Source organism: Ornithinimicrobium avium (genome assembly GCF_003351765.1).
GTDB classification, from domain to species: Bacteria; Actinomycetota; Actinomycetes; order Actinomycetales; family Dermatophilaceae; genus Ornithinicoccus; species Ornithinicoccus avius.
The window spans coordinates 2,997,260-3,016,169 of sequence record NZ_CP031229.1 but is presented as its reverse complement, the minus strand read 5'-3'; the positions used below and the strand labels follow the sequence as shown (position 1 = coordinate 3,016,169).

Below are 18,910 nucleotides of genomic sequence, written 5' to 3'. Positions count from 1 at the left end.
CCTGCCACCGGCCCCGACGGTCCTCACGTCACGGGGCGCGGCTGGCCACCACGTCGACGAAGACCTGCGGCAGCTCGCGCGGGTCGCGGATGACCAGGGACTCTCCCCCGGCGGCCTTGGCCAGCCGGTCCAGCGCCTTGGCGTCCACGTCCGGGCCCACGCCGATGAGGACGACGGTGACGGGAGCGTCGCCGGAGTCCCGTGCCTTCGAGAGCCGCTCGACCACCTGCTTCTCGGACAGGCCGCCGGTGCTGTCGTCGTTGATGCCGTCGGTGAGCAGCAGCACCGAGCTGATCGCCTCGGGGCTGTAGCGCTCCTGCATGGCGGTGTAGGCCGCCCACAGGGAGTCGTGCAGACCGGTGTCGCCCTCCAGGATGTCCAGGTCGAGCTTGTCGGTCTCGGCGAGGAGCAGGTCCTTCTGGGTGACGCCGCTGCGGACCACCTCGTTGAGGGGTCGCAGCCGCACGACGTCGCGGTAGTCGTTCTTGCCGTCGAGCGCGGTCGCGAAGTACCACAGCCCGATCGCCGTCTGGCCCGGGACGACCGACAGCGCCGTCTGCGCCGCCTGCCGGGTGAGGTCGATGCGGGTGGTGTCCTCGCCGACCACGGCCTCCATCGAGCCGGAGATGTCGATGAGCGTCAGGATCCGCGACTGCGGGGCGATGACGGTCCAGGTCCTCGCCAGCGTCTGCGTGATCTCCGGGTCCGGCTCCTGCCCGTCCGCGTCGCCGGGCTGCAGGCCGAGGTCCTCGATGTCGCCGGCGGCGTCCTCGGAGGTGAGCGCCTCCTCCAGCGCGTCGGCCGCCTGCGGGGAGCCGGCGTCGCCGATCCGCACGAAGGGCATCCGCACCACGCTCGCGCCGTCCCCGAAGGGCAGTCCCCGGATGCCGAGGTCGGGGTCGGCGCCGGCCACCTGCTGCTGCGTGACCGGCACGACCGTCGTGGGGTCGGCCGCGACCGCGACCAACGGGTCGCCCTGGACGGCGGTCTGGGCGAGCAGCACGAGCGTGCCGCGCGCGTCGCTGCCGGCCTGAGCCCACCCGTCGGGGCCGGCGCCCGCGGCCGCGAGCAGGGCCATCGAGGCCTGGTCCACGCGGGGGTCGCCCACGCGCAGCGTCACGGGCGCCTCGCCGGAGGCCACCGCCTCGCGGTACAGGGCGGTGAGCTGGCCGAACGTGGTGTCCTCTGACACGCCGAGCGCGCCCAAGGCCCGGGCGGCCGGCTCGGACGCGGCGAGGACGACCGGGCTGGAGGCCACGACGTCGCCGACCTCCAGGTCCACGCCCTCAGCAGCCATGAGCTCGGGCCACCCCGACGAGCCGGCCACCCACACGTCGGGCGTCTCACCGCTGCGCAGCGCCGCCTGGGCGGTGGCGGCCTCGCGGGAGACCACCGCGTAGCTGAAGCACTCGTCGCCGGCCCGCTCCGAGGCCGCCTGCACGGCCGGCAGCAGCTCGGGGGCCGACCAGACGGTCACGGGGGTGCAGTCGAGGTCGCCCCGCCCGGCCGGTTCGGAGGTCTGCTCCTCCTCGTCCGGCCCCGGGCCCGAGGCGCCCGCGACGTCCGTGGTCGGGGTCTCGCCCGCGGTCGCCCCGTCGTCGTCGGAGCCGCCGAGGAGCTGGAACACGCTGATTCCCCCGACCACCAGGAGCAGGACGACGAGGGAGACGAGCGCGACGGGGCCCCAGTTCACGGACGTGGGGCTGCTGTGCTTGGCCACGCCATGCAAGGTAGCGCGTCTTGGACCGCCCCGTGTCTGTCAGGGCAGACACGGTCCGTCAGGCCGACGCGCCGCCCGGACGCTTCCTGGGCAGCCCGTCCTCGAGGAACAGCGTCGGACCCCCCGGGTCCCGCGCGAGCACGGAGGTCAGCAGCCGCGCCACGTAGGGGGCGACGTGCCCGGCGGCCTCCTCGGTCGTGGACCAGTGCACCGCGCGCAGCTCGGTCGGCTGCAGCGTGACACGCTCGATCAGGTCCGGGTGGGCCCCGAGGTCGAAGACGAGCAGCAGCGCGTCGGTCCACTGCTTGTAGGGCGGCAACCAGTCCACCGCCACCAGCCCGCCGATCGGCAGCTCCAGCCCCAGCTCCTCGGACACCTCCCGCCGCAGCGAGGCGACCGGCGACTCGGCCGGCTCGGCCACGCCGCCGACGAGGTCCCAGTCCTTCTTGTAGGTCAGCTCGCACAGCAGCACCCGCCCGGCTCCGTCGGTGACCAGACCCTGCACGATGAGCCGCTTGGTCGGCAGCGAGGCGTCCAGCATCGCCAGGAACGCCTCGTGGGTCCCCGGCGGCGGGTCGTCGCGCAGCCGCGCCAGCCGCAGGACGTCCACGGGTATGCCGTCCGCTCCCCTCCCACGGCCTCTCGCCACCCCCTCGGGTCGCAGGCCGGCGCGCTGGAGGACGCGACGCAGCGCCACCTGCTCCCGCGGCACCTCCGCCTCCACGCGGTGGTGCCCGGCGGCGAAAGCTGCGTCCACGACCTCGAGGACGGCCTTGGCAGCCGAGTCGAGCCCCTCCGCGGGGCCGGCCCGTCGCGCCGTTCCCTCGGCGGCCTCGACGGCTGGGTCTGTCCCGAACGGCGGGTCGTCGACCGTCCCCAGGTGCTCGAGCCCGACCAGACCGACGACGCCGGGCTCCCCGGACCGGACCTGGGCGCGGACCCGGCCCGTCGTCATACCTGCCTTCCCGTCACGGAGCGTGCCGGCTCAGACGTGCCGACGGCTGGTGATGACCCGGAACCGGTTGGCGACGTACGCGGCGTCGGCGTAGGCCGCGTTGGCCGCCGGGTTGGCGCCGGTGCCGTGCAGGTCGGAGAAGGCCGCGGTCTGGTTGACGAAGATCTGCCCGGTGAGGTTCTCCGAGAGCGCGACCCCGGCCTCGGCCGCGGCGTCGCGGGCGTCGTCGAGGACCTCCTCGTCCGTGGAGTAGACGGCCGCGGTCATCCCGCCGTGCTGCTGGACGGTGTCGGTGAAGATCTGCAGCGACTGCGCCGTGTCGTCGGTGCCGATGACGAAGGCGACCGGGCCGAAGCACTCCTGGGTGTAGGCCTCGGCGTCGTCGGCGTCGACCGCCACGAGGCCGGGGGTGCGCACCACCGCGTCCGGGTAGATCGGGTGGGTCACGGCGCGGGTGTCGAGCAGCACAGTGCCCCCCAGCCGTTCGGCGAGCCCCGGCAGGTCGGTGGCCCGGCCCCGGACGTCGTCGTTGACCGTCGCGCCGAGGACCTCCACGGCGCGGGCGTCGTCGGCGGTGAAGCGGGTGATCGCCTCGCCGAGCCTGGCTGCGAACTCCTCGCCGGACAGGTGACCCTCGTCGGTGTCGACACCGGTGCGCGGGACGTAGACGTTCTGCGGGGCGGTGCACATCTGGCCCGAGTAGAGGGAGAAGGAGAAGGCCAGGTTGCCGAGCATCCCCTTGAGGTCGTCGGTGGAGTCGACGACGACGGTGTTGAGGCCGGCCTTCTCGGTGTAGACGAGCTTGCCCCGCGCCGCCGCCTCGGTCTCCAGCCAGCGGCCGAAGCCGGGCCCGCCGGTGTAGTCGATGATCTTCACGGCCGGGTCCAGCGCGAGGTCCTTGGCCAGCGTGCCGCCGGTGTCCTCGGGCGCGAGCTGGACGAGCGCCCTGTCGAAGCCCGCACCGGCGAGCACGTCCCTGGCGATCGCGACGGTGAGGGCCAGCGGCAGGACCGCGTGCGGGTGCGGCTTGATGATGACCGGGTTGCCGGTGGCGAGGCTGGCGAAGATGCCCGGGTAGGCGTTCCAGGTCGGGAAGGTGTTGCAGCCGATGACCAGCGCCACGCCGCGCGGCACCACCCGGTAGTCCTTCTGCATCCGGATCGGCTCGCCCTTGGCCGGCTTCTCCCAGGTGACGGACGCGGGTATGCGGTGCTGCTCCTCGAGTGCGGCGACGACCGCCTCGAGCGCGCGGTCCTGGGCGTGCGGACCGCCGGCCTGGAAGGACATGACGAACGGCTGACCGCTGGTGTGCATGACGGCGTGCGCCATCTCGTGGGAGCGCTCGTTGATCCGGTCGACGATCTCCACGCAGACCGCGGCGCGCACGTCGGCGCCGGCGTCACGCCAGGCGGGCATCGCCGCGCGGGCTGCCTCGATCGCGGCGGCGACGTCGAGCTGGGGGTAGCGCACGCCGAGCGTCGGCCCGTAGGGGCTGACCTCCGAGCCGACCGTGTCGCCGGTCGAGGGTTGGTCGGCGAGCGCCTCGAAGTCCTTGTTGAGGGTGGCCTCGTGCGCCGCCTGACCCCGCTCCGGGGCCGCCTCGCCGTAGACCCGCGGGCTCGGCGACTCGGGGTAGCGGCTGTAGTAGCTGCGGTCCCGGAGTGCCTGCGTCGCGGTCTCCAGGGTCTCCCGGTGCTGGTCCAGGAGCGGGTGCGTCGTCGCGGTGTCGGCCATGGTGCCAGCCTAACGACGTGGTGCGACGACGGACATGCGGACCTCGACCGTCGTCCGGGGTGACCTCCCGCCGGACGCGGTCGGGGCAGGACGGGCTCCCGGGCTCAGCGGCCCCGTGTCCGCCGGCTCCGGCGACGGCCGACCACCACCAGCACCAGGGTCGCCGCGACGGTGGCTGCCGACAGGACCCCGACGGCGTGGTGCGGGTCGGGATCCACGCCGCGCATGGCCCGGCGCACCGCCTCGCGGTAGGGGGTGATCCCTCCCGGCGGAGCCCCGACGAGCTCCTCGAGGTCGCGCTCGCGGCACACGACCTCGTGCACGAGCGAGCCGACCAGCGGCTTGGCCACCCCGGCATCCACCGGGGTCACCAGACCCACCCAGTGGCTCGCGAGCCAGGGCGTCATCACCGGGAGCGTCACGATGAGGCGTCGGTGCTGCCCGGTCTCCTGGGCGAAGGCCTGCATCATCTCGGCGTAGGTCAGCACGTCCGGTCCGCCGATGTCGAAGGTCCGGCTCACCTCCGGGGGCAGCTGCGCCGCCGCCACCAGCCAGTGCAGCACGTCGTCGATCCCGACCGGCTGGATGCGGTTGCGCAGCCACTTGGGGGCCACCATCGCCGGGAGCCGCGTCGTGAGGTAACGGAGCATCTCGAAGCTCACCGAGCCTCGTCCGATCACCGTCGCCGCCTGCAGAACGGCCGTGGGCACGCCGGAGGCGAGCAGGATCTCGCCGACCTCGACCCGCGAGGCGAGGTGCGTCGACAGCTCCTCGCCCTCGGGGTGCAGGCCCGACAGGTAGACGATCCGGCCCACGCCCGCTTCCCCCGCCGCCCGCCCGAAGCCGTCCGCCAGCTCCCGGTCGCGTCGGACGAAGTCGCCACCGTCCATCGAGTGGATGAGGTAGTAGGCCACGTGGACGCCCCGCAGCGCCGAGCGCAGGTCGTCCGCGTCGGAGGCGTCACCCTGGTGGACGTCCACCTCCCCCGCCCAGGGCGCGTCGAGCGAGCCGGACCTGGTCAGGACGCGCACGGCGTAGCCCTCCTCGAGGAGGCGCGGGACGAGCAGGCCGCCGACATAGCCGGAGGCGCCGGTGACGAGTGCGGTGCGGTTTTCCATGGGTTCACCTCAGGAAGGTCAGGATGGGTGGGAGGAGCAGGAGCATTCCGGTGGACCAGGTGACGTGGGTGATGACCGGGCCGAGCACCCCGCCGGTCACGCGTCGCTGCAGCCCGCAGACCAGACCGAGGGACGCAGCAGCGAGGACGAGCAGGGGCACGCCGCTCACGACGGTCGTCAGCGTGTAGACCGCCGTGGTCACCGCGACCGTCCACCGCTCGGGGATCGCGGAGTAGAGGGCACCGCGGAAGAAGGCCTCCTCCGCGATCCCGTTGCCGGCGGTCAGCACCAGGACGAGCGGGAGCGAGCCGTAGCGCGCGTGGTCGAGCAGGTCGTCGACCGGTCCCCGCAGCACCGGCACCTGCGCGACCAGGAACGCACCGGCCAGGAACACCCCGACCAGCAGTGCTCCCAGGGCGAGGGACTGCACGACGGGCACGGCGTAGGACGTCCCGTCGCGGGTGCGCGCCCGACCGACGTGGAGGGGCCCGGCGAGCAGCGCGCCAGCGGCCCAGGTGAGCGCGAGCGCCGCGGTGCCGAGGTAGAAGAGGGGATCTCCGGGACGCAGGCTCAGCGACCACCAGAGCAGCACCGCACCGACGCCCAGGGTGAGGGCCGAGACGATCCGGCGCCGGCGCAGCACGCCCGGGGGGTCGCGCCGCTGGCGCGGCACCTTGGTGACGAGCGCGGCGTTGAGGAACGCGCGCAGCTCGGTCACCGGGTTCACAGGTCCCATCCTGGATGCTCACCGCCTTTCCGGCACCTGCTCATCATAGACAAACGCTTGACAAACCTTGGATCGCCGGGCTCAAGGACACCGGCCTGTTCGCGAGCGTCGCCAGCCAGGGACTGCCGATCCAGACCGCGGTGGCCGTCGGCGTCACCGTGCGACAGCCTCTTCGTCTACCCCTGGTGCGCGGCTGAGGCCACGATCTCGGTCAGGCCACGCACGTGGTCGCCGGCGAGGAGCCCGGCGGTCCGGTGCGTGGCCTGATGCCGTCAGGGCAGCTCGACGACGGTGGAGCCACCGTCCTCGCCCTTGCGTCCGGTCAGTGCCCTGAGGGTGCTCACCGCGGTGCCGACGAGCGACTCGCCGCCCCAGTAGTGCGCGGTGTCGCCCGACACGCGCAGCACCACGTTGTCCGGGTCGTCGGGACCGCCCTCCATGAACGCGTCGGCGCCCTTGGACCACAGCCGCTCGACGAGCGCGCGGTCCTCCACCAGAGCCCCGGCGCCGGAGAGCGACACCCACGCCTTCATCGACGAGTACGCGACGTTGACCCGCGGATCGGCCAGGACGTCGCTCATCACCGGGCTGCTGCGCCGCACGAGGAAGAGCACGTCACCGTCCTCCTCGGCGACCTGCGTCGACAGCGGGCGGCTCGTCAGCCGACCCTGGGGGGAGCTCGAGTCGATCGTGGTGACCATCGCGACGTCCATGTCCGAGATCAGGTCGTGGACCTTCTCCACGTCTGCGGGGTCCTCGCTCACCCGCACGGGGTCGGCGGGGCTCGTGTCGTGGTGCTCGCGCTGGGTCATCGTGCATCTCCTTCGTCGACGTGGGCAGAGGGACGTGGGAACAGGTATGGGGAGAAGGGCCGGAGCGGACGACGGCCATCACGCCGAGGGCGACCACGTCCGGGGTGCGGCGCAGCAGGAAGAACGAGAGACCGACCACCATGGCGAGGACGACCATGGTGGCCGGCGAAGACCACGGTCAGCCAGCTGGCGTCGAGGGCGAGGGCGGCGGCCAGCCGGCTGCTGGCCGCCACGGCGGAGCCGGCGCTGCGCGGCAGCCACTGCCCGACGACGTACCCGGCGAGCAAGGCCCTGCGCAACGAGCTCATGCCCTCGGACCCTAGCTGCCAGGACGGACCTGCGCCGCGCGGAAGCGGGCCCCCGCCCTCGACGTCCAGCGACGGGGTTCGTCGGACGACCCTTCGCATCCAAGGTTTGTCAAGGCTTGGGGTAGGCTGCGTCCATGAGGAGGACGACGTGCACCGCACGGTGAGGCAGGTCAGTGAGATGACCGGCATCGCACCCGACACCCTGCGGGCCTGGGAGCGGAGGTACGGCGTCGTCACCCCGGCCCGCTCGGAGTCCCGCTACCGCCTCTACGACGAGCACGACATCGAGCGGCTGCAGCTCATGGCGCGACTGGTGAGCGGGGGCGCCCCGGCGTCGCTGGCCGCGCAGCAGGTGGCGGCGAGCCTGCCCGACGACCGGTCGGAGCACGCCGGTCCGGGGCCGGGCGGAGGAGCGTCCTCGGCGGAGGTCGAGCCGCGGCCCACGACCTCTCCGGCCGTCACCGACCCCGGCCTCGACGCGCTGGTCGTGGCCGCCCGGAACCTCGACCGGGCCGAGGTCGACCGCGTCCTGGACCGCGCCTTCTCCACCGGCTCGTTCGAGTCGGTCGCCGAGCAGTGGCTGCTGCCCGCGCTGGCAGAGGTCGGCGCCGCCTGGTCCGACGGTCGGATCGACGTGGCGGGCGAACACCTCGTCAGCGGGGTCGTCCGCGGACGGCTGGGCAGCGCCTACGACGCCGCGGGCTCCGCCCTGGGAGGGCCGGTGGTGCTGGTCGGACTGCCCCCGGGCTCCCGGCACGAGCTCGGCTCCCTGACCTTCGCCACCTGCCTGCGCAGGCTCGGTGGCGACGTGCGGTGGCTAGGAGCCGACCTCCCGGTCGACAGCTGGTCCCACGCCGTCGCGCGGCTGCGGCCGGCGGCCGTGGTGATCACCGTCCCCACCGGCGCCGACCTGGCAGCCGCGTCCGAGGTCACGGGGCGGCTGCGCGGGGAGCACCCGGCGCTCCCGATCTTCGCCGGCGGTGGCGGGACCGGGCACGCCGCCGACGCCCTCCGCAGCAGCGCGGTCCTGGACCTGCCCGGCTCGGTCACCCGCGCTGCGCGCGAGGTCATGGTCCATCTGCAGGACACGCTGAACGCGACCCGCTGAGGTCGGACAAGGGCCTGCCCAAAGGCGGGGCTCCGCCGTGTCGTCCTACCCGCCGTTGCTGCGACGGGTAGGCTCAAGGTGTGACTCAGACCACTAACGTCTATCGTTTGTCAAATGTTTGTCCATGAGGCATCCTTGAGTCACGCAGCCAGTCCGGATCCGGGTCCACCGGCTTCCCGACGCACAGGAGACGAGCCGACATGACCACGACCGCCGCGTCCGCCGGCCAGGGCCTCGCCTCCGGCCCGCCGCACGCGCCCCGCCAGGAGGACCTGGCCACCCCCGCACTCGAACGCTTCCTCGCCCGGGGTCGTGCCCAGGTCGTGGACGAGCACGACCGCGCCCTGTGGGAGGCCCTGCACGGGCTCACCGACGGAGGGAAGCGGTTTCGCCCCGCCCTGCTCATGCACCTCCACCGGGCGCTCGGCGGGCGGGACCACCACGTCGCCTCCGCCGTCGCTGATGCGATCGAGCTCCTCCACACGGCCTTCGTCATCCACGACGACGTCATCGACGGGGACGAGGTGCGTCGGGGCCGACCCAACGTCGGCGGCACGTTCGCCGGCCGGGCTCGCGCCACCGGCGCCTCCCCGGAGCGCTCGCACCACTACGGAGAGGCCGCGGGCATCCTCGCCGGGGACCTGGCCCTCGCCGGCGCGGTGCGTGAGATCGCCCTGTGCGGTGCCCGCAGGGACGTCGTGGTGCGACTGCTCGACCTCCTCGAGGAGGTGCTCCACCGCAGCGCAGCCGGGGAGCTGGCCGACGTGCGGGTCAGCCTGACCGTCGAGGCCTCCCTGGCCGACACGCTGGACATCGCCGAGTGGAAGACGGCGGCCTACTCCTTCGAGCTGCCCCTGCAGGCGGCGGCGGTCCTGGCCGAGGCGCCCGAGGACGTGGTCGTGGCCCTCGGGGCCGTCGGCAGGTGCCTCGGGGTCGCGTTCCAGCTCCAGGACGACCTGGACGGCGTCTTCGCCACCGCCGAGCAGACCGGCAAGGACCCGCTGTGCGACCTGCGCGAGGGCAAGTGCACCGCGCTCATCACCGTCGCGCGCTCCACCCGCCGGTGGGAGGAGCTCGCGCAGTACGTGGGCGACCCGGACCTCACGGCCGACGGGGCGCGGCGCGCCCGCGAGCTGCTGACCGCCTGCGGCGCCAGGCGCGCGGTCGAGATTCTCGTGCGGGACCTGCGCGAGGCCGCCGTGGCGGGGACCGCAGCGCTGCCAGGGACCGCGCGGGAGCCCCTGCTGGAGATGATCCGGCTGCTGCTCCCGAGGACCGCTCCGAGCACGGCGGCCGCGCCGGCGGAGGACCGGACGAGGGCCCGGACGAGGGTGAGGGGAGCAGCCTGATGACGCCCCGTCGCGTCCGTAGGTCGATCCCGTCGACCACCTCCTACGACGAGGTCGCGCGGGCTAGCGCCGCCGTGGTCATCAGCCACTACTCGACCTCCTTCGGCTGGGCCACCCGGCTCCTGCACGAGCCGGTCCGCACCCACGTGCGCTGCGTCTACGCCCTGGTCCGGGTCGCCGACGAGCTGGTCGACGACGAGGGCCAGCCCTGGGACCGCGACCAGCGCGCCCGGCTCCTCGACAGCCTGCAGGAGGAGACGCACCAGGCCCTGCGCGCGGGAGGAAGCGCCAACCTGGTCGTCCACGCCTTCGCCCTCACGGCCGCCCAGCACGGCATCGGTCGCGACCTCGTCGACCCCTTCTACGACTCGATGCGCGCCGACCTGACCGTGCAGGTCCACGACCGCGAGAGCCTCGACGGCTACGTCTACGGCTCCGCGGAGGTCGTGGGCCTGATGTGCCTGCGGGTCTTCGTCGACGGAGACGAGCCTCGCTACCTCGAGCTCGCCCCCGGCGCCCGCCGCCTCGGCGCCGCGTTCCAGAAGGTCAACTTCCTGCGCGACCTGCACGCCGACCAGAGCGAGCTCGGGCGCACCTATCTGCCCGGTGTCGACCTGGCCACCTTCACCGACCGCGAGCGCGACCTTCTCCTCGACGACATCGACGCCGACCTGGAGGCAGCCGCGGCCGTGATCGGACGGCTCCCGGCGAGCAGCCGGTGTGCCGTGCACGCGGCCCACGGCCTGTTCTGCGCCTTGTCGACGCGGCTGCGCACCACCCCGGCCGCCCGGATCGCCCAGGAGCGGGTGCGCGTGCCGGACCTGGTCAAGGCCCGGATCCTGGCGCGCAGCGCACTGGTCGCCCGATGAGGGTGGCGATCGTCGGCGGTGGCATCGCCGGACTGGCCACCGCCGCGCTGCTCGCCAGGGACGGGCACGACGTCGACCTGTTCGAGCAGCAGCAAGGCGTCGGCGGCAGGGCCGGCTCGCGGTCGGTGGGCGGGTTCCGCTTCGACACCGGCCCGTCGTGGTACCTCATGCCCGAGGTGTTCGACCACTTCTTCCAGCTCCTCGGGACCTCCTCCGAGGAGCAGCTCGACCTGCGCGTCCTCGACCCTGCCTACCGGGTGTTCTACGAGGGTGCGCCAGGGGCAGCCGCTCCGGCTCCCCTGGACGTGCGCGCCGACACCGACGCCAACCTCGCGACGTTCGAGCAGACCGAGACCGGTGCCGGGCGCGCGCTCACGGCATACCTCGGCTCCGCCCGCGAGGCCTACGACCTCGCGCTGCGCCACTTCCTCTACACCAACTTCACCTCACCGCTGGCCCTCGCCTCCCCGGCGGTGCTGCGCCGGCTCCCCCGCCTGCTGCCGTTGCTCACCCGCTCGTTGGAGGACTTCGTCGCACGGCGTTTCGCCGACGTCCGGCTGCGTCAGGTGCTGGGCTACCCGGCGGTCTTCCTCGGGTCCTCGCCCGACCGGGCACCGAGCCTCTACCACCTGATGAGCGCTCTGGACCTGACCGGCGGGGTGATGTATCCGCAGGGCGGTTTCAGCCACCTGATCGCCACGATCGCCCGTCTCGCGGGGGACCAGGGCGCGCGGATCCATACCGGGGCCACCGTCACCGCGGTGACCACCGCCGACACCGCGCGCCGACGCCCCCGGGCCCGGGCGACGGGTCTGCGCTGGCGGGACGCCGACGGCACGGAGCACACGCACGCCGCGGACGTGGTGGTCGGGGCCGGCGACCTGCACCACCTGGAGACCCGGCTGCTGCCGCGCCACCTGCGCACCTACCCGCAGGAGTACTGGGACCGCCGCGAGTCTGGGCCCGGAGCCGTCCTCGTGCTGCTGGGCGTGCGCGGCGGCCTGCCGCAGCTGCCGCACCACTCGCTCTTCTTCACCCACGACTGGCACGCCAACTTCGACGCGATCTTCGAGGGTCGGGTGCCCAACCCGGCCTCCGTCTACGTCTGCAGACCGTCGGCCACCGACCCGGGCGTCGCCCCGGCGGACCACGAGAACCTCTTCGTCCTCGTGCCCGTCCCTGCCGACCCCGGCCTGGGTCGCGGCGGAGCCGACGGGAGCGGCAGCCCCCAGGTGGAGGCGATCGCGGACGCCGCGGTCGCGCAGGTGGCCAGGTGGGCCGACGCGCCAGACCTCACCGAGCGCGTCGTCGTCCGGCACACCATCGGTCCCGGTGACTTCGCCGAGGACCTCTCCGCCTGGCGTGGAGGCATGCTCGGTCCTGGCCACACGCTGCGGCAGAGTGCGATGTTCCGCGCGCGCAACCGGTCCAGCCACGTCGAGGGCCTGTACTACGCCGGGTCCAGCACCATCCCGGGCATCGGGCTGCCGATGTGCCTGATCAGCGCCGAGCTCGTGCTCAAGCACCTGCGCGGCGACACCTCGACGGGACCGTCGCCGGTGCCGCGGCCGACCGCCGAGGTCGATCACCGTCGGCGCCGCACCCGTCGCTCGTCCCAGACCGGCTGGTCGGCCTCGTAGACCTCGCCGTCGGCGCCGAAGACGAGGAAGCGGTCGAAGCCGCGCGCGAACCACCGGTCGTGGGTGACCGCGACCACCGTGCCCTCGAACCTGCCCAGCCCCTCCTCCAGCGCCTCGGCCGAGTCCAGGTCGAGGTTGTCGGTGGGTTCGTCCAGGAGCAGGAGCGTGGCCCCGGAGAGCTCGAGCATGAGGATCTGGAAGCGCGCCTGCTGACCGCCGGACAGGGAGTCGAAGGTCTGCTCCGCCTGCCGCGCCAGCTCGTAGCGGTCCAGCACCCGTGACGCCTCGTCGCGCGTGCGACCGCGCCGGTGGTCGTCGCCGCGGTGCAGGATCTCCAGCAGCGTCCGGCCGTCGAAGGTGTGCCCGTCGTGGGTCTGGGCGAACCAGCCCGGTCGCACCCGCGAGCCCAACCGCGCCGTTCCTGTATGCCGCACCGCCGGCGGTCCGGCCTCGCCCACCGGCTGGTGCTCCACGTCGGGGTCGGACCCCCCGGCCGCGAGCAGGCGGAGGAAGTGCGACTTGCCCGAGCCGTTCGACCCGAGCACGGCGACGCGCTCGCCATACCAGACCTCCAGGTCGAACGGCCGCATGAGCGAGTCCGCGTCCCCCGGCGCGCCCTCCGCGACCGGCGACACGGTCGGCTCACCCTCAGCCTCCCCCGGCGCCAGCAGCTCGAGCCGCTCGCAGACCACCGCGCGCTTGGCGGTGCGGCCCCCGGTGAGGCGCATGGTGACGTTCTGCTCGCGGGCGACCTTCTCCGGCGGCCCGGCCTCCTCGAAGCGGCGCAGGCGGGTCTGCGCGGCCTGGTAGCGCATCGCCATGTCGGAGTTGTAGGCGGCCTTCTGCTTGTACATGAGCACGAGCGCGCGCAGCTTGGCGTGCTCGTCCTCCCACCGCCGAAGCATCTCCTCCAGCCGGGCGTTGCGCTCCTCGCGGGCGCGGTGCCAGGTGGCGAAGCTGCCCGGGTGCGTCCAGGCGGTGGCCCCCGCGGCGCCGGGCTCGAGGGTGACGACGCGGGTGGCTGCGTTGCCGAGCAGCTCGCGGTCGTGGCTGACGAGCAGGACGGTCTTGGTGGAGGCGCGCAGCTGCTCCTCGAGCCACCGCTTGCCCGGCACGTCGAGGTAGTTGTCCGGCTCGTCGAGCAGGAGCACCTCGTCGGGTCCGCGCAGGAGCGCCTCGAGGACGACGCGCTTCTGCTCGCCGCCGGAGAGGGTGGCGACGCGGCGCCACTGGACCCGCTGGAACGGCGTCCCCAGGGCCGCGGTGGTGACCTCGTCCCAGCGGGTCTCCTGCTCGTAGCCACCGACGTCGCCCCAGTCGGCGAGCGCCTGGGCGTAGGCCATCTGGGCCGGCTCGTCGTCGATCTCCATGATCGCCAGCTCGGCGGTGTCCAGGGCACGGGCGGCGGCGGCGATGCGCTCGGGCGCGACGGAGACGAGCAGGTCGCGCACGGTGGAGTCGTCGCGCACGGACCCGACGAACTGGCGCATCACGCCCAGACCGCCGCTGCGGGTGACCGTGCCGCCGTGCGGGTCGAGCTCTCCGTCGACGATGCGCAGCAGGGTGGTCTTGCCGGTGCCGTTCGGTCCGACCAGCGCCACGACCGCCCCCTCGCCGACGCGGAAGCTCACCTCGTCGAGCAGCGGACGGCCGTCCGGCAGGACGAAGGAGATCTGGTCGAGGTTGACGTGGCCCACGATGCGAGCGTGTCAGGCGCGGCCGGGCGCGGTCCACCGGATGTGGTCCGGGCCGCCTGGTCTGGTGCCGGTGGACAGCGGGTGTGGCGCTGGGGAACAGCGGGGGTGGCGCTGGGGGACAGCGGTCCCGTGGAAGATCGTCACGTGGGAGTGCTGCGCGACACAGCATCTCCACGGGACGCTCTTCCGCGGGACGGGCTCCCGCGGGACGGGCTTCCGCGGGACGGGCTCCCGCGGGACGGGCTTCCGCGGGGCGAGCTCACCCTGCGCGGCGCCGGCGGCGGCGCCGGCCCTCCTCGATGGCTGCCCGGATCTGGTCGAGGAACGGCGCTGGCGAGATGCGCCACCCCAGGACGGGGATCTGCAGACTGATCATGGTGTCGCTCGTGATCGCCAGGTCGTTGAGCCGCAGCGAGTCGTCCACGACCTTCAGCCCGACGAAGTGGTGCGCCCCATGGATCTCGGCGTGCACGTCCTCCCCCTCCCAGAACAGGTCGAGGTAGACGCGGCCGCCCGGCCCCGTCCGCACGGCCTGGCGGGAAGGTTCGGGCAGCCCGGCGCCGCGGCAGGCTCTGGAGACGTCCAGCTCGTTGATCGAGTGCGCCCCGTCGCAGATGTCCTTGATCACCCCGTCGAGAACGCTGCGCCGGCGCGACCGGCCGACGCACTCCCACCGCTCGAGCAACGCGGTCGTCGACACCAGCCGCTGCTGCACGGCCATGGCCAGCAGGGTCGCCGCCGCCCGGTCCGACCTCGCCCACTCTGCGGCCCTGACGAGGGCGACCTCCGGCTTGGTCCGGCGCAGGCCGGTCGTCACGCGGGGGCCGAGGTCGCGGAGCACGTGGTGCCGCACGCCGGGCAGCCGGCGATAGGTCGCGTTGCGCGGCACGGTGACATGGATGAGGTCCTCGGTCCACGACGTGAGTCCGGCGGCGATGAGCGCCGTCGGCCCGTCCAGCACGGAACGCGGACCTGACTCCCACAGCGCCCGCCAGAGGAGCCCCTCACCGGTGGGCTCACGGCCGTCGATGCAGATCGTGTGCTTCCCGCCGCGGTGCCACAACCGTCGGCGGACCTGGCCGTCGATGTCGTGACGGGTGAGACCGGCCGAGAGCAGGTCCTGACGCAGAGCCACCCCGCCGCGGAGCCGTGCGAGCTCTCCGCCGATGCGGGCGCGGCGGTCCAGCCTGTCCGCCGACGTCCCGGCTCCGATCGGCCCAGACCCGGGACCACCGTCTTCCTGCGCCGACTGCTTCGCCACGTTCCATCCCGGTCCCTGCATCTGTCTCGCGCCTTCCTCCGACTGTCGCGCGCGTCTCCCACGACCCGCCCGGCGCTCGTGCAGCCGGACACGCGTCCTGGCCTCCGCCCACCGCTTCTCGGGCGCATACCCAGGCTGGCACGTCCCGTCCGTGGCCGACCGTGCTCATCCACAGGCCCGGCATGCTGGTCCCGTGGATCAGCGTCCCGTGGAAGTGCCGCGAGACGCAGCAGTCCCACGGGACCCTCTTCCACGGGCCGCGGGTCTTCCCCGACGTCGCAGGGCCGCCTCGGCACTCCTGGACGACCGCAGCGAACGCCCGTGCCAGAGTGGATCCATGACGCAGCCGCAGGACCCCACGGTGACCGGCAGCCCCCTTCGCCCGGCCGGGGCGGGAGACCCGGCCACCAGCAGCGCACCGACCACCAGCACGACCGGCGCGCCCTCGTGCCTCGCCCCCGCCGACCTGCCCGTCGCCGTCATCGGCGCGGGCGCGATGGGCTCGGGCATCGCCCAGGTGGCGGCGCAGGCGGGCCACCCCGTCACGCTCGTGGACAGCCAGCGAGGAGCCGCCGAGAGGGCCGTCGAGAAGCTCACGGCCACCTTCGACACGCTCGTGGCCAGGGGCAGGGTCGACCGCGGGACCGCGCAGGCCACCCTCGCCCGGATCAGCACCCACACCACCAGGGACATGACGACCGTCCCGCCGGTGGCGCTGGTCGTCGAGGCGGTCGTGGAGCAGATCGACATCAAGCGGGTGATCTTCCGCCAGCTCGAGGAGGCACAGTCCCCGACGACGGTGCTCGCCACCAACACCTCCAGCCTGTCGATCGACGCGATCACCGGCGTGGCCACGACTGGGCACGACGCGGCCCTGCACGGCGGCACCTCCCCCGCGATGGCGCAGCCCGGCCGGGTCATCGGGCTGCACTTCTTCAACCCGCCGCCCCTGATGAGGCTCGTCGAGGTCGTCTCCGGCGAGCTCTCCGACCCGACCGTGCTCGACGACGCGAGCGCCCTGATGCGGACCTGGGGCAAGACACCGGTCCGGTGCGCCTCCACGCCGGGGTTCATCGTCAACCGGGTGGCCCGCCCCTTCTACGGCGAGGCGCAGCGGATGGTCGAGGAGGGGCTCGTGGACCCGGCCAGCCTCGACCTGACCCTCCGGCAGGCCGGCTTCCGGATGGGTCCCATGGAGCTGACCGACCTCATCGGCCAGGACGTCAACCTGGCCGTCGGCGAGTCGGTCTGGCACCAGACGGGGCAGGACCCGCGCTACGCGCCCACGGCATACCAGCGCGACCTGGTCCGCGCCGGCCGCCTGGGCCGCAAGACCGGGCGCGGCGTCTTCCGCTACGACGAGTCCGGGAAGATGCTCGACGCCGTCCCGGACGAGGAGCTGGCCGCCCGGCTCGTCGGCGGCCCCCTGCGCACCGACCCGGTGGCCCGCACCCTGACCATGCTCGTCAACGAGGGCGTCGACCTGGTCCACCGCGGCGAGGCGACCGCCGACGACGTCGACACCGCGATGAAGCTCGGCACCAACTACCCCCAGGGCCCCTTCGAGTGGCTCGAGCAGCTCGGCGCCGCCACCGTCCGCGCCCGGCTCGAGGAGCTCGACACCGCCTACCCCGGCGGCCGCTACCGCCCGAGCGAGGCGCTGCGGTGAGTGCGGAAGAAGCCCCCGACCTGACCCACGTCCGGCGCATGTGGGCGGAGGACCAGGCCTCGGCGGGCCTCGGCATCGAGGCTCTCGAGGTCGGCGTGGACCTCGCGGGCGGTCAGCGGCTCGGCCACGCCCGCACCCGGATGACGGTCGTGGGGACGATGGTCAACGGGCACGGCATCATGCACGGCGGGTTCCTCTTCACCCTGGCCGACTCCACCTTCGCGCTGGCCTGCAACGCGACCGGGCGGCCGACCGTCGCGGCCGGCGCCGACATCACCTTCCTCACCGCCGGGCGCCTGGACGACGTGCTCGTCGCCGAGGCGCGCGAGCGCATCACCTACGGGCGCAGCGGCATCACCGACGTCACCGTGAACCGGGAGTCCGACGGCGCGGTCGTGGCCGAGTTCCGCGGCCGGAGCCGGTCGCTGCCACCGCGCTGACGACCCTGCCCGCGCACCCGGGGAACCACACCGGGCGGGTCCAGGACGCAGCTGCGGGTCCGGGTATGCGGTGACGCACCTGCGCGGCCACCGTCACCGGGCATACGCTCCAGGGGAAGCCGAACGTGAGAGAGGTGCCCATGTCACTGCCGACGATCGAGCCCCGGCCCGACCTCTACGACGACGCCGAGAACTGGTCGGTCGACCAGCTGCGCAGCGAGCAGCTCAGCAGGCTGCAGGACTGCGTGCGCCGCGCCTACGAGGGAGTGGCGCACTACCGCCGGGCGCTGGACGAGCGCGGGGTGCACCCTGACGACATACGGACCCTCGAGGACGTCCGGCTGCTGCCGTTCACGACCAAGGCGGACCTGCGGGACAACTACCCGTTCAGGATGTTCGCGGTGCCGCGCGAGCACTGCGTGCGCGTGCACGCCAGCTCGGGGACGACCGGGCGCCCCACCGTCGTCGGCTACACGAGGAAGGACATCGACACCTGGGCCGACCTGGTGGCCCGCTGCCTGCGCGCCGCGGGCGTGCGGCCGGGCGACATGGTGCACGTGGCCTACGGCTACGGCCTGTTCACCGGTGGCCTCGGCGCCCACTACGGGGTGGAGCGGCTCGGCTGCACAGCGATCCCGATGAGCGGTGGGCAGACCGAGAAGCAGATCCAGCTCATCCGCGAGCTCAAACCGTCGGTGATCATGGTCACCCCCTCCTACTTCCTGGCGATGATGGACCACGTCAAGAGCCTCGGACTCGACCCGTCGGAGACCTCGCTGCAGATCGGTGTCTTCGGCGCCGAGCCCTGGACGCAGGCGATGCGCGAGGAGATCGAGGCGGAGTGCCAGATGCACGCCACCGACATCTTCGGGCTCTCCGAGGTGATGGGACCGGGCGTGGCCCAGGAGTGCGTCGAGACCAAGGACGGACTGACCCTGTGGGAGGACCACTTCTACCCCGAGATCATCGACCCGATCACCGAGGAGCCGGTCCCCGAGGGGGAGGAGGGCGAGCTCGTGCTCACCGCGATGACGCGCGAGGCGATGCCGGTGCTGCGCTACCGCACCCGCGACCTGACCCGGCTGATGCCCGGCACCGCGCGCCCGAGCTTCCGCCGGATGGCCAAGATCACCGGGCGCTCCGACGACCTGATGATCGTGCGCGGCGTCAACGTCTTCCCGACCCAGATCGAGGAGATCGTGCTCAAGGTCGACGGGCTCACGCCGCACTTCCAGTGCGTGCTGACCCGGCCGGGGCGGATGGACGAGCTCACCGTCAACATCGAGGGCGCGCCCGGCCTGCCGCCGGAGCGCCGGGAGGTCCTGGCCCGCGACGTCGCCCACCGGATCAAGTCCAGGATCGGCACGTCCGCCCAGGTCGTGGTGCTGGCCGAGGGCGGCATCGAGCGCTCGGTGGGCAAGGCGCGCCGGATCGTCGACCACCGGCAGCTGGACTGAGCACCGGTTCGCACCGGGCACCGCGCTCCGCAGGCTGCGGCATAGG

General features: G+C 73.3%; 16 protein-coding genes. 8 read left to right on the top strand and 8 right to left on the bottom strand.

Translation table 11 applies throughout. From position 1 onward, the window contains the following. Nucleotides 1-28: 28 nt before the first annotated feature. From DV701_RS13690 to DV701_RS13670, 5 genes are all read right to left on the bottom strand, one after another. The gene (locus DV701_RS13690; protein ID WP_162803041.1) at nt 29-1,720 is read right to left on the bottom strand and encodes a substrate-binding domain-containing protein; all 1,692 of its coding nucleotides are present in this window, start codon (nt 1,718-1,720) and stop codon (nt 29-31) included. 58 nt (nt 1,721-1,778) lie between these two features. Further along, nucleotides 1,779-2,675 (bottom strand): NUDIX hydrolase, encoded by an 897-nt coding sequence (locus DV701_RS13685; protein WP_114929030.1) that lies wholly within the window; start codon nt 2,673-2,675, stop codon nt 1,779-1,781. 30 nt (nt 2,676-2,705) lie between these two features. Then, entirely contained in the window at nt 2,706-4,409 is a 1,704-nt protein-coding gene (gene paaN / locus DV701_RS13680; protein ID WP_114929029.1) for a phenylacetic acid degradation protein PaaN, read from the bottom strand. Between the two features lie 104 nt (nt 4,410-4,513). Then, nucleotides 4,514-5,527 (bottom strand): NmrA family NAD(P)-binding protein, encoded by a 1,014-nt coding sequence (locus DV701_RS13675; protein ID WP_114929028.1) that lies wholly within the window; start codon nt 5,525-5,527, stop codon nt 4,514-4,516. A 4-nt stretch (nt 5,528-5,531) separates the two neighbouring features. Then, nucleotides 5,532-6,263, bottom strand: a complete 732-nt coding sequence (locus tag DV701_RS13670; protein ID WP_114929027.1) for a CPBP family intramembrane glutamic endopeptidase — start codon at nt 6,261-6,263, stop codon at nt 5,532-5,534. A 5-nt stretch (nt 6,264-6,268) separates the two neighbouring features. On the opposite strand from DV701_RS13670, the gene DV701_RS18310 reads away from it, so the two are divergent. Continuing rightward, entirely contained in the window at nt 6,269-6,451 is a 183-nt protein-coding gene (locus tag DV701_RS18310; protein WP_162803040.1) for a hypothetical protein, read from the top strand. Nucleotides 6,452-6,526: 75 nt separating this feature from the next. On the opposite strand, the gene DV701_RS13665 is transcribed toward DV701_RS18310, so the two are convergent. After that, nucleotides 6,527-7,066, bottom strand: coding sequence for a pyridoxamine 5'-phosphate oxidase family protein (locus DV701_RS13665; RefSeq protein WP_114929026.1), 540 nt, complete (start codon nt 7,064-7,066; stop codon nt 6,527-6,529). A gap of 306 nt (nt 7,067-7,372) precedes the next feature. Between DV701_RS13665 and DV701_RS13660 the strand changes: the two genes are divergently transcribed. The 4 genes from DV701_RS13660 to crtI all read left to right on the top strand — a co-directional run bounded on the left by DV701_RS13660 (nt 7,373) and on the right by crtI (nt 12,340). Further along, entirely contained in the window at nt 7,373-8,482 is a 1,110-nt protein-coding gene (locus tag DV701_RS13660) for a MerR family transcriptional regulator (protein ID WP_114929025.1), read from the top strand. A gap of 200 nt (nt 8,483-8,682) precedes the next feature. Continuing rightward, complete coding sequence (locus DV701_RS13655) at nt 8,683-9,831, top strand: polyprenyl synthetase family protein (protein ID WP_114929024.1); 1,149 nt, start codon at nt 8,683-8,685, stop codon at nt 9,829-9,831. Continuing rightward, complete coding sequence (locus DV701_RS13650; protein WP_114929023.1) at nt 9,831-10,700, top strand: phytoene/squalene synthase family protein; 870 nt, start codon at nt 9,831-9,833, stop codon at nt 10,698-10,700. Before DV701_RS13655 ends, DV701_RS13650 begins: the two co-directional genes overlap by 1 nt. Then, a complete protein-coding gene (gene crtI, locus DV701_RS13645) occupies nt 10,697-12,340 on the top strand; it encodes a phytoene desaturase family protein (protein ID WP_114929022.1) in 1,644 nt (547 codons plus the stop codon). The genes DV701_RS13650 and crtI overlap by 4 nt, the downstream gene beginning before the upstream one ends. On the opposite strand, the gene DV701_RS13640 is transcribed toward crtI, so the two are convergent. Continuing rightward, nucleotides 12,286-14,037, bottom strand: a complete 1,752-nt coding sequence (locus DV701_RS13640; RefSeq protein WP_114929021.1) for an ABC-F family ATP-binding cassette domain-containing protein — start codon at nt 14,035-14,037, stop codon at nt 12,286-12,288. The two genes, crtI and DV701_RS13640, sit on opposite strands and share 55 nt — an antisense overlap. A gap of 259 nt (nt 14,038-14,296) precedes the next feature. Further along, nucleotides 14,297-15,298 carry a hypothetical protein gene (locus DV701_RS13635; RefSeq protein WP_162803038.1) on the bottom strand — a complete coding sequence of 334 codons (1,002 nt, stop codon included), beginning with the start codon at nt 15,296-15,298 and terminating at the stop codon, nt 14,297-14,299. A gap of 337 nt (nt 15,299-15,635) precedes the next feature. Here DV701_RS13635 and DV701_RS13630 point away from each other — a divergent pair, with 337 nt between their 5' ends. The 3 genes from DV701_RS13630 (at nt 15,636) to paaK (ending at nt 18,864) form a co-directional block, all read left to right on the top strand. Continuing rightward, nucleotides 15,636-16,967: a 3-hydroxyacyl-CoA dehydrogenase NAD-binding domain-containing protein gene (locus tag DV701_RS13630; protein ID WP_114929019.1), complete on the top strand. Its 1,332-nt coding sequence runs from the start codon at nt 15,636-15,638 to the stop codon at nt 16,965-16,967. Continuing rightward, complete coding sequence (gene paaI / locus DV701_RS13625; RefSeq protein WP_228255035.1) at nt 16,964-17,407, top strand: hydroxyphenylacetyl-CoA thioesterase PaaI; 444 nt, start codon at nt 16,964-16,966, stop codon at nt 17,405-17,407. The genes DV701_RS13630 and paaI overlap by 4 nt, the downstream gene beginning before the upstream one ends. A gap of 140 nt (nt 17,408-17,547) precedes the next feature. Then, on the top strand, nt 17,548-18,864 hold the full coding sequence (gene paaK, locus DV701_RS13620; protein ID WP_114929017.1) for a phenylacetate--CoA ligase PaaK: 1,317 nt from the start codon (nt 17,548-17,550) through the stop codon (nt 18,862-18,864). Nucleotides 18,865-18,910 lie beyond the last annotated feature (46 nt).

Excerpts from the sequence above, each read along its gene's own strand:
- DV701_RS18310 (WP_162803040.1), top strand. The coding sequence starts at position 6,269 with ATGCTCACCGCCTTTCCGGCACCTGCTCATCATAGACAAACGCTTGAC.
- DV701_RS13630 (WP_114929019.1), top strand. The coding sequence starts at position 15,636 with ATGACGCAGCCGCAGGACCCCACGGTGACCGGCAGCCCCCTTCGCCCG.
- DV701_RS13655 (WP_114929024.1), top strand. The coding sequence starts at position 8,683 with ATGACCACGACCGCCGCGTCCGCCGGCCAGGGCCTCGCCTCCGGCCCG.
- DV701_RS13675 (WP_114929028.1), bottom strand. The coding sequence starts at position 5,527 with ATGGAAAACCGCACCGCACTCGTCACCGGCGCCTCCGGCTATGTCGGC.
- DV701_RS13660 (WP_114929025.1), top strand. The coding sequence starts at position 7,373 with ATGCCCTCGGACCCTAGCTGCCAGGACGGACCTGCGCCGCGCGGAAGC.
- DV701_RS13670 (WP_114929027.1), bottom strand. The coding sequence starts at position 6,263 with ATGGGACCTGTGAACCCGGTGACCGAGCTGCGCGCGTTCCTCAACGCC.
- DV701_RS13665 (WP_114929026.1), bottom strand. The coding sequence starts at position 7,066 with ATGACCCAGCGCGAGCACCACGACACGAGCCCCGCCGACCCCGTGCGG.
- DV701_RS13685 (WP_114929030.1), bottom strand. The coding sequence starts at position 2,675 with ATGACGACGGGCCGGGTCCGCGCCCAGGTCCGGTCCGGGGAGCCCGGC.
- paaK (WP_114929017.1), top strand. The coding sequence starts at position 17,548 with ATGTCACTGCCGACGATCGAGCCCCGGCCCGACCTCTACGACGACGCC.
- paaN (WP_114929029.1), bottom strand. The coding sequence starts at position 4,409 with ATGGCCGACACCGCGACGACGCACCCGCTCCTGGACCAGCACCGGGAG.
- crtI (WP_114929022.1), top strand. The coding sequence starts at position 10,697 with ATGAGGGTGGCGATCGTCGGCGGTGGCATCGCCGGACTGGCCACCGCC.
- DV701_RS13650 (WP_114929023.1), top strand. The coding sequence starts at position 9,831 with ATGACGCCCCGTCGCGTCCGTAGGTCGATCCCGTCGACCACCTCCTAC.